The 19,286-nt window shown below is 36.5% G+C and carries 15 protein-coding genes; 1 reads left to right on the top strand and 14 read right to left on the bottom strand.

Annotation, left to right across the window (positions count from 1 at the left end; all coding sequences use genetic code 11):
- Positions 1-153: 153 nt before the first annotated feature.
- The 13 genes from ACTJJ9_RS12145 to ACTJJ9_RS12085 form a co-directional block, all read right to left on the bottom strand.
- Positions 154-942 carry an LXG domain-containing protein gene (locus tag ACTJJ9_RS12145; protein WP_255451987.1) on the bottom strand — a complete coding sequence of 263 codons (789 nt, stop codon included), beginning with the start codon at positions 940-942 and terminating at the stop codon, positions 154-156.
- 18 nt (positions 943-960) lie between these two features.
- A complete protein-coding gene (locus ACTJJ9_RS12140) occupies positions 961-1,227 on the bottom strand; it encodes a DUF5344 family protein (protein ID WP_145583989.1) in 267 nt (88 codons plus the stop codon).
- Positions 1,227-1,652, bottom strand: coding sequence for a DUF5082 family protein (locus ACTJJ9_RS12135; protein WP_145583987.1), 426 nt, complete (start codon positions 1,650-1,652; stop codon positions 1,227-1,229). Before ACTJJ9_RS12135 ends, ACTJJ9_RS12140 begins: the two co-directional genes overlap by 1 nt.
- A gap of 22 nt (positions 1,653-1,674) precedes the next feature.
- Positions 1,675-2,169 (bottom strand): type VII secretion protein EssA, encoded by a 495-nt coding sequence (gene essA / locus ACTJJ9_RS12130; protein WP_095300346.1) that lies wholly within the window; start codon positions 2,167-2,169, stop codon positions 1,675-1,677.
- On the bottom strand, positions 2,159-5,464 hold the full coding sequence (gene esaA / locus ACTJJ9_RS12125) for a type VII secretion protein EsaA (RefSeq protein ID WP_145583985.1): 3,306 nt from the start codon (positions 5,462-5,464) through the stop codon (positions 2,159-2,161). The genes essA and esaA overlap by 11 nt, the downstream gene beginning before the upstream one ends.
- A complete protein-coding gene (gene essC, locus ACTJJ9_RS12120) occupies positions 5,461-9,939 on the bottom strand; it encodes a type VII secretion protein EssC (RefSeq protein WP_145583983.1) in 4,479 nt (1,492 codons plus the stop codon). The genes esaA and essC overlap by 4 nt, the downstream gene beginning before the upstream one ends.
- A gap of 27 nt (positions 9,940-9,966) precedes the next feature.
- Positions 9,967-11,301 carry a type VII secretion protein EssB gene (gene essB, locus ACTJJ9_RS12115; RefSeq protein WP_145583981.1) on the bottom strand — a complete coding sequence of 445 codons (1,335 nt, stop codon included), beginning with the start codon at positions 11,299-11,301 and terminating at the stop codon, positions 9,967-9,969.
- Between the two features lie 14 nt (positions 11,302-11,315).
- Positions 11,316-11,555 (bottom strand): EsaB/YukD family protein, encoded by a 240-nt coding sequence (locus ACTJJ9_RS12110; protein WP_095300354.1) that lies wholly within the window; start codon positions 11,553-11,555, stop codon positions 11,316-11,318.
- Between the two features lie 94 nt (positions 11,556-11,649).
- Positions 11,650-11,943 carry a WXG100 family type VII secretion target gene (locus ACTJJ9_RS12105; RefSeq protein ID WP_095300356.1) on the bottom strand — a complete coding sequence of 98 codons (294 nt, stop codon included), beginning with the start codon at positions 11,941-11,943 and terminating at the stop codon, positions 11,650-11,652.
- A gap of 535 nt (positions 11,944-12,478) precedes the next feature.
- Positions 12,479-13,252, bottom strand: coding sequence for a PHP domain-containing protein (locus tag ACTJJ9_RS12100; RefSeq protein ID WP_145583979.1), 774 nt, complete (start codon positions 13,250-13,252; stop codon positions 12,479-12,481).
- A 21-nt stretch (positions 13,253-13,273) separates the two neighbouring features.
- Positions 13,274-14,083 (bottom strand): energy-coupling factor transporter transmembrane component T family protein, encoded by an 810-nt coding sequence (locus ACTJJ9_RS12095; RefSeq protein WP_145583977.1) that lies wholly within the window; start codon positions 14,081-14,083, stop codon positions 13,274-13,276.
- Positions 14,058-15,770, bottom strand: coding sequence for an energy-coupling factor transporter ATPase (locus ACTJJ9_RS12090; RefSeq protein ID WP_255451985.1), 1,713 nt, complete (start codon positions 15,768-15,770; stop codon positions 14,058-14,060). The genes ACTJJ9_RS12095 and ACTJJ9_RS12090 overlap by 26 nt, the downstream gene beginning before the upstream one ends.
- 2 nt (positions 15,771-15,772) lie before the next feature.
- Positions 15,773-16,627, bottom strand: a complete 855-nt coding sequence (locus tag ACTJJ9_RS12085) for a cell division protein FtsQ (protein WP_145583972.1) — start codon at positions 16,625-16,627, stop codon at positions 15,773-15,775.
- A gap of 185 nt (positions 16,628-16,812) precedes the next feature.
- On the opposite strand from ACTJJ9_RS12085, the gene ACTJJ9_RS12080 reads away from it, so the two are divergent.
- Positions 16,813-17,646, top strand: coding sequence for a MurR/RpiR family transcriptional regulator (locus ACTJJ9_RS12080; RefSeq protein ID WP_145583970.1), 834 nt, complete (start codon positions 16,813-16,815; stop codon positions 17,644-17,646).
- A gap of 78 nt (positions 17,647-17,724) precedes the next feature.
- Here the strand turns inward: ACTJJ9_RS12080 and ACTJJ9_RS12075 are convergent, their stop codons facing one another.
- Positions 17,725-19,017 (bottom strand): LPXTG cell wall anchor domain-containing protein, encoded by a 1,293-nt coding sequence (locus ACTJJ9_RS12075; protein WP_186324280.1) that lies wholly within the window; start codon positions 19,015-19,017, stop codon positions 17,725-17,727.
- Positions 19,018-19,286 lie beyond the last annotated feature (269 nt).

The following is a 19,286-nucleotide window of genomic DNA, read 5'->3' as shown; positions in this document are numbered from 1 at the left end:
TTTTATTCACACTTTAGCTAATGCATGTCTATGTATTTACAAAGAATAAGACATTATATAAAGGGTTCTTTGGAAAAGGCTTTGGGGGTGTTGTTAACAAATTCATTTTAGGGACGAACCTAGCCCGAATATCCTTTACATTCCTTAAACATTTTAATTCTTTGATTCATTTTCCCCCTTTTTTCCAAAAGCTTTTTTTGCTCCCAGTTCTTCTTTCACTCTTCTAATTTCGTCCTGCTTTTCTTTGAAATTAATGTAATCAGCAGCTTGTTGCTCTACTTGTGACATGCGTTTGTATAGTTCACTTGTTTTGTATTTTTCGAGATTGAAATGGATTGGTGAGGTTTTATTTCCTTGGCGGGTGGCTTCGATAAGTTGTTTCATTAATGCTTCTGCATATTGTTCATCTGCTTCTGATAAGTAATATTCGTTTTTTAATTCATAATCAAACTGTTCAATTGCAATTACAGTTTCTTTTCTTTCATTTTCTGCCTTGCTAAGTTCTTCTGCAAAGTGATCTGTCGAAAATATTTCCAATGGAACAAGATCGTTAATTTGATTTAAGATGGCTGCAAGCTCACGTTGAAAGCTTGCAACCATTTCAAGATCTTTATGATTTCGATGTGCTAGTTCATCTTCTAGAAATGAGACATGAACCGTTGCCTCATTTGCTAACTCCATATCTTCCATTGACCCTTCAATACCATAAAAGAATGCTACTTGTCGGTCAATAAGCCGAATCCATGCATCAACGACATCCATTTGACCTCGATAAAACCCTTTGATAGCTTCAGCCCCCTTACCACTAAAGCTTTCATCTAAATTTACAATTCGTGAAAAGTTATTTTTTAATGCTTCTAGCTTTCCACGCAATTCCTCATAACTTTTTGCCCTTGATTCAACTGCTTGAATGAGCGACTGTGTTTCAAGTACCTTCTCGATTGATATCAGTCCTCTCTTTTAGTTTCGGACATTTGCCTCATCCTGATCCTTTAATAAACGAATGTTTGCTTTTGTATCTTCAACATTTTTTTGTACAGCCTGAATGTATTCTGTAAGGAGCTGCTCAATTTTCATTTCACGTTCAAGCCAAGCTTTTGTAAAATCTAATTGATTATTACCTAAATGACTCAATTGAGGAGATGGAATATTTATAGTGGATAAAGTTTTTTCAATTTCACTTAACTCTTTCATCACTTTTTCAAACTCCAGTCGAATCGTCGTCATTAACCTAACCGCCTTTTTAGTTCACTTACCTTTTCTTCAACGACAGCATCATCTTCACTATTCTTCACTAAATGCTCTGCCTCATAAGCAATTGCCTTCGTCGTTTGCAAATACAGTTGAATTTGTTCTAAGGACGATATCTTATTCTCTATTTCCTGCTTGTATCTGTCATAGGCCTCAATTCCAATGTCTTTTATAGCTAAGTAGGCCTCCATCCGATACGATTCAAATCTAGTTGCTCTCTTACCAGTCCATTCCCTTCCTAAATTCGGATCAATGATTTGTGTTATTTCTTGTAATAGATGGTTTTGCTCTACACTAAGTTCACGGCTAGCTTGCTTAAGTCTCTGGATTTTTTCCTCGATATCATTTTCCTTTGAAGAAATCAAATCCTGGAGTGTATCTAAGGTATTCGCTAAACTCATTGATTGACCTCCTTATTTATTTCTAGGAAGCTTTCTTTTTTGCTGATGATGTTGCCCAAATGTAAAGAACAATCGCCAGCAATAGTAGACAAATCCCTACAAGCACCCAAATAAGGATGGACATAGACAAATTGGAAGAAGATGTTGTATCTTCTTCCAATTCATTCATTTTTGTCTCTGTTGTAGATGAAAATAAATTCATTTCAACAGCCTTTGACTTTATCGTATTTCGGTTCGATGTCTGACTTAAAAATAATGAAGCGATTTTTTCTTCGTCAGAATCTGCAGCCCCTTCAAAGGTTAGTTGTTTGATCTGCTCTGGTAACTCAGAACGCTTTGTTGTCGATAACCCTTCATCACGAAGTAAGCTCCTATTCGTTTTTTTTTCCTTTTTCTCATAATCATTAGGCTCTAGCTCATCAATACTAGGTGCATCTGCTGCATAAACAATATTCGAAAAAGATAGCTGGATGCTGACGATAAGGAGCAACAAACCTATTAATGACTTATGCTTCATATGTTTCAGAACCTTCCGTCATCGATACTTTACTCGCCCTTCCAATAAAATATTGAAGAGCTCCTAGACAAAGAATCATAAATGATAAAACGGTGATCGCTGTCCCAAATTGGGATTCTGAGCCATATTGAATCGACATATACACGCTTGACATCGGATCTTCAAATGTAAAGTTAGGTGTTGTTAAGGCAAGTAATGGCGTTACATAGAATATAACCATTCCTACCGTAACAAATAATCCTACTAAATGATGAACACTAAACGCCACCCTTACTAAGGCAGAACCTGCAGTTAGAAGGAAGATCGTATATACAGTCCATTGTACGGCACTATCCTCACGTAAAGGATAAATCTCTAAGCCAAACAAGCTAATAATTAAGCCAATAATGATGTTTAACAGGACAAATAAAATGGCCTGTATCCATAATGGCGGTTGTTGGAAGTAATAGCTTGTATAGCCAATCAGCAAGCTACAGATAAGAACAATAAACAAGACGACAACTGGTGGTAAGTTTTTCACTGTTGTTGTTTGTGTCTCTTCAGGAACATCTCCACTAATTTTCAATGGATTTGTTAAGAAATCATATACATATCCATTTGACTGTCCATCAACAAATGTATTTCCAAGAACACTGAAAACATCATTTCTTATAAGCTCCGTAGAAGCAACGTTTGATGCCCATTTATTATTTAATTTATCTGCATCAACCTGAACATCGTTAACTCTTACTTGAAGCTCACCTGTGTAATCAACGATCGTTCCTTGACTTTCTTTGATTGAATCCATCATTGAATGAATCATTTCCATTTGATTACTGATTATTTCAGTATCTGATATCACTTCTTGACCTTCAACAGCTGGTGTCGGCTCAACAATGGTCAACATTTGTTGTGGTTGGTTAATTTGCTCAAGAACCTTTGTTGCCTCTTGAAGTATGCCATCAAGATTTTCTAATAGAATCTTTTGATGCTCATCAATTTTTCCACTGTATTCAGCCATGAAAACGGTAAAGCCGTCCTCCATGGTATTTAGTACATCTTGATTTGTTGGCATATCAGTCCCTAGTTGATTCCATTTTGCCTGCTCATCTTCTGATATTTGGACAATTCTATTTGCTTGTTGTTGTAATATCTCGTTACCAAGAGTCATAGCTTTTTCCTCATTTACAGAAGCCATACTCTTCAACGTTGCCTCATATCGATCAAGGTACGAATAGTAAAACATCATTTGCACTAAATCTTTACTATTAATATCTTTTCCAAGAATTTTTGAGATTTTCTCTTTTCTTGATTCAGAAAGGACATTTGATGAAAGGATTGATTGTTCTTTCTTATTAATTTCATCTCTAATATCAGCCTCATAGTCTTTGTATAAATTGAGCTCAGTTTCTAGCTTTTTATTTTCAACAATAAGAGCTGCTTTTTCTTCTTCTAAAGAATCGATGGTTTTATTTAGTTCTTCAATCGTTTTATTTAGCTCATCGATTTCTCCATTTAAACCATCAATATCGGATTTTAAACCGTCTATATTCGTTTCTAATTCCTTAATATAGCCATCTTTATGTTTAAGAGTATTTTCCAACAAGTCATACTGTTTTCTTAACTCAGAGTAAGCATTTAACAGCTTATTAAGTTCCTCCTCTAACGGGTTTTTTTGCCCGTTTTCCTTCTCAGATAAAGAGGTCTGTAGATTTGTAATTCTTTCGTTAATAGCATCAAAGCCTGCTAACGATTTTGTGATATCTTCTACCGTAGGTTGCTCTAAGCTTGATAGCTCTGTCTTAACTTTCGTAAGTTCAGCCGCTAATGCTGCTAATTCCTCTTTTTCCTTCGTTAAATCTATGAAAGGTGCTTCAGGCTCCTCTGGTGTTTCCGGTTCTTCTGGATTACCAGGTGTTTCTGGGTTTTCTGGTGTTTCTGGGTTTTCCGGTGTTTCTGGGTTTTCCGGTGTTTCTGGGTTTTCCGGTGTTTCAGGTTCTTCCGGATTACCAGGTGTTTCTGGGTTTTCCGGTGTTTCAGGTTCTTCTGGATTATCCGGTGTTTCTGGGTTTTCCCCATCTCCTGGGTTTGTCGGATTATCAGTGTTTCCTGGCTCTTCAGGTGTTTCTGTCCCTGGCTTTTCGTCATTTGGATCCGGTTCAGTTGGCTTTTCTGGCTCAGTTGGTGTTTCTGGTTCAGTTGGTGTTTCCACTTTACTAAGATTTTCACTTAAAGGATCTAGTTTCTCCTGTAAATCATCAAGTAGATGCGAATCTTTTAACTGCTGATAAAAATCAATAATCTTTTCTTGATGCTGATAGTATTCATTTACTTGTTTATCAACTAAACTGTATCGTTGCTGCTGTAACTGACTTAATAGCTGCTCAGTTCCTACCATCTGCGTCTCTAGCGTATTCATTTTTTCTATGAATAGACTTCCGTTTTCTTCAAATAGATTTTTAGACTCCGTAAATAACGGTTGTTGATTCTGCGTTGCATTGTGTACCGTTTCAATCGATTTAGCCTGGATTTCTGCGAGCAATTTTTGTTGTTTTTCTTGGTATTCCTTATATAGCTCTACATACTTAACAAAGTTAGCTAAGCTTTGTGCATAGCCCTCCATCGTCGCCTTTTGCTCTGGCTCTTGCTTATCAAGCTGTTCAATAGTAGATTGTAAGTTTGAAAGCATTGCCTTTTGATCTTCAATATGGCTAGCTAAATCCTTTGAAGATGGCTTATAAAAGGCAGACATTGTTTGTTGGAAGGCAACTTCCTTTTCTAAAATTTCATCGAACTCACCGCGAATTTGCTCCATATCTGCTGAAACATAATTCCAATATAACGTGGAGATTTTTTGGTTAACTCGTTTTGTTGCCTTTTCAAGCTCTACTAACACCTTTTCTTTATTCACTGCATTTAATTGACTTTGTACTTTATATTGGAAATTCGTTTTAACTGGATTTTCCTCATCATACGTCATAATTTTCTCAGTAAAGTCTGATGGTAAATACACAATTGCATCATACTTTTTATCTCGTAATCCATTCTCCCCTGCGCTTCTCCCTACAACTGTCCATTCATAATTAGAGTTTTGCGACAGGATTGCGGATACATCTTGACCTAGCTTCAATTCCTCGTCATTTTCTTCTGTACCTATATCTTCATTAATAATCGCAATCGTCTTAGTAGCCGTTTCCTTTGGTGTAGCTACCTTTAAAGGATTATCGCCAATGATGCGGAAGAATAGAAAGGGTGTAATGCCAATTATTGCAATAACGATGATAAGCTTCACAATGGCTCTTACTCTTTCATTCATATATGTACCTTCCTTTCTACATTCACAAGCGGAATTTGTATACTTTGCTCTTTTCCGTTTTCGAGGTAATAGCCATAACCCGGTTGAATTTCAGGCTCTTTTCGGTCATAGGTCATCGTATACAATGTTTGATCTGATTTCTTCATTAAAATAACAGCTTGTCGAATTTGTTTAATTTCAACTGTTAATGTGTCATAGCCCTTTGTCAGCTCATTATTGTTACCAGAAACAATCATGTTAAAGCCTAGATGACTATAGTTTTTTATAAATTGAACAATTCGCGTTTGAAGCGTATTATCAATTTTTTGTAAAAAGTTTGCATACCCATCAATGATAAATAAGATAGGTGTAAAGGATGGGAGATTATTCCCTTTCTGAATTTGTTCGTGATATTCGGTTTCTCTTTTTTCTAGAACAGCCTCAATCATGTCTAACCAGCTTGAAACATGGTCTTTATTCTCAAGATAGACAAGATTATCTTCACCACTATAAGATGATAGCCCTCTATCGATTGAATCAAAAAGTGCGATATGTTCTGTTTGATTTTCAAGAGAAGCGTGTATGAGCGCTTTTAACGTATTTGTCTTTCCTTTTTGTGCTTGCCCTAAAACGATGCAATGCTTCGTTTTGTTCAAATTCACGTAGACTGGTTTAACTAGTTCCTCGTCAAGACCAATTGGTAGCATACCTACTTGTTTTTCTACATATGAAGCAAAATTTGTAATTGTTAGCTCCACAGGCAGCATCGGAATTGGATCTGGCTTTTTGCAATCTGCGTAAATTACCTTTAAATGCTGGACTGCTTCTCTCAAGTTTTCCATTAGCTCAAAGTCATTGGCACCTTTAACAGGAAGGAATACTTGAGAAAAATATGTCTCATCGGTTTTGATAATCGCTCTTCCTGGCATCGCTTCAGGAGAAAATTGCAGTCTGCCAACTATCGTACTTGCTTCAGATTGATCCATTAAGTAATGTACGATTTTCGTCTTTATATTACTCATTAATGCTTGTCGTACTGAATTTACACGCGTAGCCGAAACGACCATATAAATTCCCAATGATGCGCCGTCACGAGCAAATTGGTTTAGTTGCTGCTCAAGCTCATACATTTCTTCCTTCACTAAATCAAAATTATCAATCGCTAAATAAAGCAATGGTAGTTTTTCTTCACTCATTGCGTTATACATTTTTATCGTGCCAACCTCAGCTCGTTGGAAAAGACTTTTTCGTCTCGCAACCTCAGCTTTAAGCATTTTCAAAAACTTCTCGATTTTTCGCTCTTGATCAATTGTAAAGTAATCGGCAGCATGAGGTAGCTGTTTAAGAGGTAGTAAACCACCGTTTCCAAAATCCATTAAATAATAATGAACTTCTTCAGGTGTATATTTCCTCGCTAGCCCAAGGAGCAATGTCATCACAGTATGTGTTTTTCCGTAGCCAGCAGACCCAAAGATTCCTATATTTCCATCATCCATGACTTGATACGTATAATTCGACTGACTTTGCTTTTCAGGCTCATCAATCATTGCTAACAATATCTTTGTCTTATCTTCCGTATTCACTTCTTCCATATTACGCTCAATAAATAAACGTCCTGGAAGTGGTGGTAACCAAGGACTTTGGAGTCTCTCAAGCTGCATCTCTTTTTCCAGCTGTTCAATTTTATCGACAATGACACTTATTTCACTAGGAGTCTCCTTTTGAATCGTATCTGATGATGAGACATCTGAAAGTGGAATTAACCCTAAATCTGTTACGATGGCAATTTCATCCTCCATATCAAAGGATTCCTCCTCATGATATGGGGCACCGCTCCATGCAGATTGGAATAACTCATAAACCTCATTGTTTCCGACTTGTAAATATCCTCGACCTGTTACAGTGATAGAAGCTGCATCACCATTTTTCAAAATTTCTCGGCTATCCTCGACATTTTGTACCTTTAGAGCCACTCGGAAGCGAGCGTTACTCCAAATTTGGTTATCAATGACGCCACCCGGCTTTTGTGTAGCCAATATCAAATGAACGCCAAGACTACGACCGATACGAGCTGCACTGACAAGCTCTTTAATAAATTCCGGCTCTTCTGCTTTTAACTCTGCAAATTCATCTGAAATTAAAAACAAATGTGGTAATGGCTTCTCTGTTTTTCCTTGTTTATAAAGCTTCGTATAATCATTTATATGTGATACACTGTAGCGATCAAATAGTCGCTGACGTTGCTTAAGTTCACTCTTTATTGATGCTAAAGCACGCATACTAAAGTTTTTGCTACCTTCAATATTCGTTATCGTTCCAAGAAGATGTGGCATATTTTTAAATGGCTGTGCCATCCCTCCACCTTTATAATCAATTAAAAGGAACGCAACTTCATGTGGATGAAAATGAACAGCAAGGGATAAAATAAATGTTTGTAAAAATTCACTTTTACCAGAACCTGTTGTTCCGGCTAATAATCCGTGTGGACCATGTGCCTTTTCATGAAGATTTAGCTCAACTGTTTCTTCCTTCCCTTTTAAACCAATCGGAACCGCTAATGATTTCGCTGATTCTCTCGTTAGCCAGTTTTGTTTAATTGGTAGCTGATCGACATTTTTCACATTCATCATTTCTAAAAACGACACACCATTTGGTATCGAATTCGTCATCCCAATTTGATGGTCAAGTGTACGGAGCATTCGTGCAAAGTTTTCATTGCTCTCCCGTTTATGCTCATCTAACCTAAATGGGATTCGGACTGCCTTTTTCTGCTGGATTAAAATATCTCCCTGCTCATCGTTTATGTAGCGAATAAGTGTGTAAATATTATCTGATAAGCTTTCCTTTGCTTCTGCTGCAAAAATAGCAGAAATACCCAAATGGTGATGCTCACCTTCTAAATATTCTAAAATGACATGGTCTGAAATAAGCTGATGATTCGTGATAACAAAAACAAAATGTGGTGTAAAGCGAATCTTTTCTTTATCATCTTCCAAATCACGTTCTCTAATCATTTCATATAATGAGTAAAGCAATTGATCACGTGTTTTATCGTTGTAGATAAAACCTTTTGCATATGAATTAGGAAGCTGAAAATGTGGCAGCCACTTCATCCACTCCCATTGCTTATACTCTTCCTCATTAAAAATAAAAACGAATCGTAAATCATGATAGCTATGAAAGAATGCAAGCTGTCCGATAATTTGATGTAATTCATTTTTTAACACAGCATCTTTTCCGATTAATCCTACCGCACCTTCTGACAGATTGGCTGTTATAGGTAAATTAGATAGCCGTTTATAGAATCTCTCTAATTTTTGTGATTCCTCTAGTAAATCATCTGTCTCTCTATTCGCCATATCATTTGAACTAGATGATATCGTGTAGCTTGCATCAACTGTTCCAAGACCTAAACGGAATTGAAGCACATCAGGACTTTCTAAAGTTCTTTCCCACAGTCTATCTGATAGCTGATCCGTTAAATATTTCATTCTCTCAAAGGATGGAAAATGAAATGTTAAAACTTCCTTTTGTTTTTCAGCAACAGTTTGCAGCTCTTGTCTCTTCGCTTCTAAATAGTTCGTATAGATCCGTTGCCGTCTTTCCTTCTGCCGCTTTTGATTCCCTCTATCTTTAAAATACTGAACCGTAGAGGTGAAAATGGTTGTCATAAACATGATTAATGTTATGACGATAAAGATTCCTCTTGGCATAAATAAAGCCACAAGCCCCATTGCAATTAGCATGATAAGCGGGGGAAGAATAATGAGCCATAGGCTGCGGTTAGATGGCTCTGTTTCTTGTGATGGGAGAGAAAGTTGGATTTTCTCATCTGGTAGATCATAAACCATCCTTGGTGTTCTCCGATAAATCGGATATTTCTTTTGCATTTCAGATTGTGGTTTTATCGTTTCTGAGAGATTTGTTGTGAATTCTCGTAAACTCTCAATCTGAATGAGATCCTCTTCAATTAACGTAATCGTCATAAATGGCCAAAACAGCTGGTCCCCAATTTCTAGGATAGTTTCTCCATTTAACCGTGATCCATTTTTATAAAGATGCTCATCAATACTCGTTTTAACAGTCCAGCTACCATTTACTTTATAAAGGGTAAAAGAATTCTCTTGAAAAAACTCATTCTTTTCCTTAACAATGGTGGCTGCTTCATCCTTTGTTGAGAAAATAACCTCAGAATTATGGCCGATATAATAAGTTTTACTAGGAATTAATTTGTCCGTAATCACGATTGATAAATCTATTTCGCCGGCTTTAACCTTGTGGCGTTTATTTAACTCTATCAGCTGTGGATCACTATTATGTTCTAGATAAAATGAGTTATCATGAAAAGTCACCCTCAGTGGCTCATGGAGATTGGCTACTCCTTGCACGGTGATTGTATGCTGCAGCTCTGTGCCTATTGTGACTTCATAATTTTGCTTGGACTTCAATGACAGCTGTTGGTAGGAATCATTGTAAAACACCCATAATAAATGCATTTTTTCACCACCTGTTTTTGTTCACGATTATTGAGGTGACTTTTCTCCCTCAGTTTTGGCTTCCTCTTTTACTTGCTGATTCGTAGTAGTTTGTTCTTGTGTTGCTTCCTGTCCTTGTTGCTTAGCCTGTTCGTTTGACGCTGGAACTGTACCAGCATCCTCTACCGCTTGTTCCTCAGCCTGTTCCTCGGCTTTAGCCCTCTCCTGATCTATTTCCTCTTCGTATTGCTCAATCTCAGACTCAATTTCAGCTAATAACTGATTTCGCTCTTCACGATCTAAATTATCATCTGATTTTACTTGCTCTTGGTAATTGTATAGAGCATATAAAATTAAATGTGTATCTTCAAAGACTCTAGCAATATCTAAAGCTTCCTCTGCATTACCTCGTCCAATGTGAATCCAATATTCGTAATAGCGAGGATCTGATTGTAATGTCACGGTATTTTGAATACTCTCTTTTTGCTCTTCTGAGAGTGATTCATTAATTAAATACGCCGTTGATAATTCATATTGTGTCACCTTTGGCATTTCATCGAAATCATAAGGCTGAAGGATCGTTACAACCTCACTATATTCGTTATTAAGGAATTTCTCCTGTGCCTCGATAAAGCTTGCCTGTTTTGGCTGAATAAAAAACAACGAATACAACGAGTACACTAATGTTGGAATTAAACAAACCGTTACACCTATTAAAATATAACGATTTAGCTTCCATGTTTTTTTGTTTACTGTCATTAACTGAGTCTTTTCCTTATTAATCTCTTGAATTCTCATTTCGAGTAATTCAATAAGATTAGAAATAGACTCCGCCTTACATACCTTCGCAGTAAAGCTAGAAAGCTTTAATGTTTCAAAGTGATGGATGTATTGTGAAAAGGTATATTGCTTATCAATAATCGAAGCAATTGTCGCCTTTACTTCTTTCAATAATTGATCAGAATTTTTTTCATATGGTGGAAGACTTTCTTTAACCCCAAAATGAAGAATATATGGATTGAGTCCTTTGTCTAAGACAATGTTTTCTGGACATACAAACAGATGAATTCTAGTTAAGTTGTGGCTATTAACCTTTTGTGCAATACGGTAGGCAATAAGCAAACTATCTCTTTCATCTATTTGCCCCATATGAGGAAGGTAGGTAAACGTGTTAGGAATTGTATGAAGAATGGATAACTCATCATCCATCATTTGAATTTGTTTTTTTATTGTAGGATTTATCTCTTTCAGAAAAGAAATTTCGCCTGGATCATCTAATTTAATTTTTTCCTTTTGAAAAGTAAATGTAATAACACCCTTTTCAAATTTACTAATTGCCTCTAGCTTTTCTTCTATGTATGACATTTCTTTTTGTGATGACATTCCTTATATCTCCTTCATAAAATTTCAATTCTATCTCCAGTTGTAATGCCAACATCTATTAATCTTTTTGTACCATCGGCAACTTTATTTTTGTTCACGACTCTAATCCAGTACCCTTCCTTTGGTTGTCCAGTTAATTGCTTCGTCTGCCAAACTATATCAAGCAGCTTTTTTACAGAGTGATAGTTTGATAGTCTTAAATCAAAAATCTCCTCCTGATAATTCTTTAAATCGACGGTAATTTCGATATACATTATTGTTCACCCCATAAGGAAGAGACTGTCCCCAAATGGGTCTGACCCTAGGATTTCGAGACAGTCTCTTCTTTTCTTATCAGTTGTAACGAGATTATCCTCTGATTTGATTTGCGATTTGTTTATCTGCATCTTCAAGAGCATCAGCAGTGTTAGCTAATTGAGTAGAAATATCTTGAAGTAATCTTTCCATTGCTTCGAAAGATGGTCTTAAACTTTCATATTGTTCAGCAAATGCTTCACTTGATTGACCTTTCCAAATTTCTGTTAAGTTTTGAATCATAACATTTAAACGGCCAATTTGATCATTAACTTGTTGACTTTCTTCTGCATATTTTTGTGACATGCCATGTAGCTCAGCTGGAGTAACTTGAATTAAACCTGACATTCTATTCATCTCCCTATTGTTTTTATTTTTTGGTATTCATCTATATAAATTGTGAGTACCCAAAATGCGAATGGACAATTTCAAAAAACGGAACATATTGTCGTCCCTGTATAAAAATTTCCTATAATATACCAATATCACATCTCATCCGATAAGAACAGATGAAAACAGAAATGTAAAGAAAAACGGAACTATCCTCCTCCCCCTTGTAAATTTCCACAGGAAGTTAAGCCTATTTCTAGCAATATTCTTCGTTGTTTTGTCTCCTCCTAAAGACCGATATCCAAAACCGATATTTAGGTATTTTAGCTCAATGGTTTTTCGGAAATCAAGATTCCACAAAACCAGCCTCCCCACTTTTAGTTCAAATGCTCTTTTGCTAGGCGGAATTTGGCGCCCTCACTCCTTAAGCGATCGCCTCTGACATGCTTCGTTAAAGAAGTGCTATTTTTCGATTCCACTCAAAACACTACTATCAAAAAAATAGACAATAAAAAACCAGCTTCAAAAGAAGCCAGTTTCTTTTACCAATTCTTTACGAAAAAACATTAGCCTTTAATTCAATCATTTGTTTCATTAACTTCTTTGCTAGCTTTGCCGATTTCACCTTAATAGGAAGAGAAGGAGAGATTTCAACAGTATATTTGCCTTGAATGATACAACTCTTTAAATCGCGAATCGTATGACATTCAAGTTTAAGCTTATTCATAATACATCCATATTGAAGAAATTGATGTGTATCACTACCTCCAACAATTGGTACCCCTAAGTTTTTAGCAAATGGTTTTATTTTTTCAATATATTGTTCTTCTCCTTGTGAATAAAGGTCCTTTCCATTTAAGTCAAACGCATCTAATCTTTTTAGCTGTTCAGGATCATGCTGATACAACGGTGTGCTTTTTCTAAATGGGTGTGCCCCGATTTTAATCACATCATATCCTTCAGCAAGATTAAGTAATTCATTAAAAGCAATAAAACTTCCATCTTCCTTATGGTTCTCTAGCGCATAATGAATTGATAAAATATCATCTCTTTTTCCTATTATAAGAATATGTCCTATCTCTTTCACATCTACTTCTAAACCAGGAAAGAGCTTTAATCCATCTATATTATAGTAATCTTTCTCATAAGAATAATGCGCATCAAGGTAATCATAGATTTCTGTATACCTTAACGTATTAAAGTGTTCAGTCATCGCAATTGCCGTTAATCCACTTTCCTTTGCCTCCCTCATCATTTCGGCAAAATAGTCCGGCATAAAGTTTGTCTTTTTTGATAGTTTTACATGAGTATGGAAATCAATATACATCATGAACCTCCTTTTCAATTTTTAGAAGAGAATAAATATTAAGACGATATAAACTGTTGATAGGCCAATAAACGCATAATCTCGAGTTGTAAATTTGAGATGTGCTAGCTTTAGCTTTTTTACACTTGGATTATGAAACGCAAATGAAAAGCCTTTTGTTTCCAATGCCTCAACAGTCGTTCTTGCACGTTTTGAAGTACTTAAGATTAATGGATAAAAAGATAAAACTGCTAGTTTACAAAAGTAAACAATTACCCGCCAAAAAAGGAATCCGTTTTTGTCAGGCGCTTTCCCTCTTAAACGAAAAGAGAGAAACACATGGTGATACTCCTCTAGTAAACTAGGCAGCATTCGGTATCCATAGGCAATACTAAAAGAAACTTGACCTGGTACACCAATACTTAAAAGGCCGTCACTAAGCTTCTCAGGATCCATTGAGCAAAAGACAGTAATACTCGCCAATGAAATGACAGAAAGCTTTAACGTTAGCTTCATTAACGGAAGCAGCACCTCGAGATTTCCTCCAAAAAACCACGATACAACGACCATGTAACCGGCCTGACTAATTAAGCCTAACGTTAAGATAAAGAGAATAAGAGGACTTACTCTAGCAAGGATCGTCGTAAATATCATAAATATAAACATACTAAAGAGAATCGCTTGATTATGGATAAACCACGGAACAATTCCGAAGAATATATACCAAATAAACAATGTACGAGGGTCTAGCTTCGCCAAAAATGTATTTCCATTCCCATATGCAGTATTTAAAAGCTCAATTTTCACCTGTTCAACAGATAATTTATCAAACAGTTTGCGAGTATAATCCAATCTCCGCTCTCCTCCCCTCTACTCTCTCAACAAAGTCTGCAACAGTATATGAAAGTGGTTTTAACCCTAACCTTCTACTTAATTCTAAAATTTGTGGCGGTTCAAGCCCTGCGCTTTTAAGTAATTCAGGTTTAGAAAATACCGTTTCCTTTGTACCATCATGAATGACTTTCCCTTCGCTAAGGACAATGATACGATTCGCCCACTCAGCAACTAACTGCATATCATGTGTTGCAATAATCACGGTCTGGGCAGTGCTCTGTAATCCGCCGATTAAGCTCGTAATATGCTTTCTTGTTGCAATATCTAAGTTAGCTGTTGGCTCGTCTAATAAAATCACAGAAGGCTTCATCGCGATTCCGATTGCAAGAGATGCTCTTCTTTGCTGTCCACCACTTAATAAACGACCATCATAATCTTGTATATCTGTAAGGTCAAATTCCTCTAAAAGTCTATCAACAGTCTCTTCATAATCCTTTACTTTTCTAGCCTTTAAATAGAATTCAACATCCTTTCTAATACTATCTTCAATAAACATCTCTTCAGGATTTTGGTAAATGTATGTAATAAAATCTGCTAAAGTCTCAGGCTTGTATTTCCTCGTATCAAAACCGTTTATGACAACCTCACCATTATTAGGTTTTACAAGCCCAGTGAGCAATTTCATAAGGGACGATTTCCCAGCTCCATTATTTCCTATAAGCGCAATTAAATCTCCACGGTTAATCGTTAAATTAAGATTTTTCAACACCGTTTTTTTATCACGGTTAACGGTCTTATAACCATAATCGAGATTTGATATCGTTATAAACGGTTCAGCCTCCGCATTGTTAACTTCATTTCGCATGTTCTCCGAATTTAAATTAATCCTAACGTCCTTAAAATATCGATCTGCTTCCTGTAACGTAAGTGGATATGGCTTTTGTAAATTCAAACGGTAGGCTACTTGTGTAACTTGAGGAGGATAGATTTGCTTTTCCATTAGTTGTTCCACCTCTAAAAGCGCTTCGTTCGTTGGCTTATTCCATACCACTTGGCCATTATCCATTAAAACAACCTGCTCACAATAATCAGCAATAAATTCTGTATGATGTTCAATGACGATAATTGTTTTTCCATATGTTTCATGTAACTTTTTTAATACCTCATATATTTCCTTTGCATGATACGGATCCAACTGGGCAACAGGCTCATCAATAATAAGAGTATCTGGATTTAAAGAAAGGGCGCCAGCTAATGCCAATAAATGCTTCTGCCCACCGCTTAATTGCCATATAAATTCATGGTCATACCCAACAAGCCCTGCAATCCTTAATGCTTCTTTCCCTCTTTCACGATAATCCGCATACCCAAAGTTCAAAGGTGCAAAGCATGCATCATCAAGAACAGTTGGGCGGACAAGCTGGTTTTCAAAGTCTTGATAGACATAGCCAACCTGCTTTGAAAAATCAGCAACCTTCCCTTTTAATGTAGAATCTCCATTAATGAGAACATCACCTGAAAAATCACCAACATAGTAGTGTGGAATCAACCCATTCATCAGCTTACACAAGGTAGATTTTCCACTCCCATTCCCGCCAACGATGGCGACGAATTCGCCTTTTCCAATCTCCAATGATACATCTTTTAATATTGCTTTTTCTGCCCCTGGGTAAGTAAAGGTGACATTTTTAATTTGGATTGACATCATTATCCTTCCTTACTAATACGTTTGTTTTTATTCATTACCATGTACACAATCGTTAACAATGCAACAACTGCCGCAACTCCCATACTAATCCAAATAAAATAGTCCCCAAGCTCTGCTTCCCATTCAATAATATTCATATCAGCTTCTGCCATAAATTCAGCTACAAATGCAAACGCAGCTATTAGAATTGCACTAACCACTAGTCTCGGTGCAAGAATATCGCCAATAGAGTAATGAACAGAACGGTCTCTTGGCTTCATACCAAGCAAAGGTTCAATTTTCCCATATAATCTCGGTACTAAATATAATGTAGGAAGCAAGGCAAATAATATCCCTGAGAATAATACATCATTTAGAAATGAAGCGCCTTCAATGACTAACACGCTCTCAGCTAAACCTGGCACTGCCTCTAACTCCTCAAGGCCTATCCATACTTTCGTTATATCAACAAGACAGCTAATTAATTGATGAATAATAACACCTGTCATCGCCGCTATCCCAACCTGGCGTTTGTTTTTCGGGTCACTCACTAAAGATCCAGCAATAAACATCGCTAATGAAAAGGCAATAAACTTCTCTAATTCACCAAGCCCACCAAACTGCCCTAGCATAATTTCTCCAAAAATAACCTCACCAAGAGACGCCCCAATTGCAGCATATAAAGGATGGAAAAGGATACATAGAGTCAATGGAATAAACGCAAAATACTCAACCGAGAACTCAATCGGACCAACTCTAACCTCTGGAATTAGCTCGGTTATCATGTTTGATAAACCGTACAGCGACATCGCCAAAATAAATACCATCATTTTTTGTGACTGTGTTAATACATACCTTTGATTGATATGAGCCATAGGAAAAACCTCCTTAATCTGAATTACTTACAGTGTATAGACGTTTTATTAACAAACTATAATGAACATGTAAATTGAATGTAAAAAAATTATCAATTAATGTTAAGGTGTAAAAAAACTTACATGTGATAGACAAAAATATGATAGTCTAAATAGTAGAAAAATAGATATCAAGGAGTCATGATATGATTGATTTAAACTGGAATAAGGAAGCACTATCTCCTAATCAAATAAAAATAGCAGATTACATTCAAAAGAATATTGAATTCATCCTACTCTCTACAGAACAGGAGATTTCAAATAAGCTTGATATGAGCATTGCTTCTGTATCACGATTTTGGCGTTCTGTTGGCTATAAAAACTTTAAAGAGTTTAAATTAAAGGTAAAGGAGCAACTAGAATCTTCTCCAGCAGGGAAAATGCAAAATATTATGAAGCAAGTAGAAGGCGGGGAATTACAGCATCATACGTTATCAATTAGTGTGAGCCACCTTGAAAAAACTCTTCAACATTTCTCAGCTAAAAATTTTGACGAAGCCATACAAACGTTATTAACATCACGGCAAATCTTCCTCTATTGCCCAGGTCCCTCAAAGGGCCTTGGCGAGCTAATGCGCTATCGAATGGCAAGGTATGGACTATCGATTAAAATAATTGAAAACAACGGCAGTGAGCTTTTCGAAGATTTACTCCACATTAGTAAAGATGACGTTATTGTTATTTTTGGATTTATTCGCTTACTACCAGAGGCGAAGGTTCTTTTACAGCATTCTAAAACCGTTGGATATAAAACGATCCTATTAACTGATCAGCTAATTTCTGATTTTACAGACTTAGCAGATAGCGTCCTCTTTGCTAGCAGAGGGGAATTACAAGAATTTCACTCAATGGTTGCACCAACATATATGGTTGAGAATTTAATTATCGCGACTGGGATGAAAAATAAAGAAAGAAGTTTAAAAAAGCTTGAGGAACTAAGTCATTTAAGAAAGCAATACGCAAATGAGTTGCCTAGATAGATTTGTGGGAGAGACAATTGTCATAGTTTAAAAGAGACTGTCTTGTTAAGTATTACCTAACAGACAGCCTCTCTATCTTTAAACAGTACGTTTAAATCTTCTTATTATGAAAAGTCCCACCCCTAGAAGTGCAGCAGCAGCTCCCGCAAGACTATTTGCTAGATTACTAGTAGCTGTTTTAGGCAGCTCTCCACCTTCTTCGGTTGTCGTAACTTTTATTTGAGATTTATTATTATTTGTATTAACTTGCTTTGCGACAGGAGTTTCTTTAGATATTTCATCTTTTTCAATGTTCTTTGAGTCACCATTGTCCTGTTCAGATGTTGGCGCTGGATCTGGCATTGGTGCTGGATCTGGTGTCTGTGCTGGATCTGGCGTTGGCGCTGGATCTGGTGTCTGTGCTGGATCTGGTGTCGGCTCTGGATCTGGTGTCGGCTCTGGATCTGGTGTCGGCTCTGGATCCGGTGTCGGCTCTGGATCTGGTGTTGGTGCTGGATCCGGTGTCGGCTCTGGATCCGGTGTCGGCTCTGGATCTGGTGTCGGCGCTGGATCCGGTGTCGGCTCTGGATCCGGTGTCGGCTCTGGATCCGGTGTCGGCTCTGGATCTGGTGTCGGCTCTGGATCTGGTGTCGGCTCTGGATCTGGTGTTGGTGCCGGGACCACTGAATCATCATTATAAGTGATAGACATTATAATTAAATGTGCACTTTCTAATGTATCTAAATTAACAGGTCCTTCAGTTAGTGCTGTCTTAAAAGTATAATCACCGTTAGCAATTCCCTTATAACTTGTTTCTATTTCGACCCAAAACCCGTAACTAGTGTCTTCAACGGTTTTTAGCCCATAGGATTTTAAATAGTCAGAGAATTTAAAAACCACACTGTTTGTATTTTTATTAATTTGTACATAATTTTCAGGTGGATGGTAATAAGAACTTAATGTAATCTGCTCATTATTACTGTCCAATACAAAACCTGTAACTACAAACTCATCTACTAACCTACTTACAATTTGGTCATCATCAAGTAAATAAGCAAGTTCATCAGGAAATTTAATTGTATAAACAAGATTATTTTGCTCAGCCGTTAGATAAGTACGTCCGTCATTTACCAAAGTGTGAGAAGTATATTCATTATCGTATCCATGATTTATATGAAATTTACTTGTGATTTCAGATGAATCCATAAGGTTGCTTGATTGAGCGTACGCTACAGACGAACCAAACAAAGAATTATTCAAGGGATTATTATAGAGAGTTGGGGTAACAGTCAAAACTAATGTCGAAGCAACCGTTAAAGTAGCGATTCGTTTGACAAATAGTTTTCTGCTTTGATTTAATTTTGTTTTGTAATCAAAACTACTTTTAGTCATTATATACCATCCTTTTACATTTTTTATAACATTTTACATATTAACAATCAAAAACTAGATTTTCAAAAGAAAAATAGACTAAAAGATCATTTTGATTCATAGAACCTACTCCATTTATACTATTTTCATTTTGTGCAGTCGCAAACTTATCATACCTTTTCCCTATTTTTCGGTAAGACAAAAGCTTTTTTCATAATATCTTCTGTCCGTTCCATATATACAATGTACCTGTCTATTACTCTTTATTATATTTTTCAATATCATTTGTT

Origin of the sequence: Metabacillus sp. 22489 (genome assembly GCF_052044855.1) — a bacterium.
In the GTDB taxonomy this organism is placed as follows: domain Bacteria; phylum Bacillota; class Bacilli; order Bacillales; family Bacillaceae; genus Metabacillus; species Metabacillus niabensis.
Note: the sequence above shows the minus strand (reverse complement) of the source record. Positions and strands in the feature narration are given on the sequence as shown.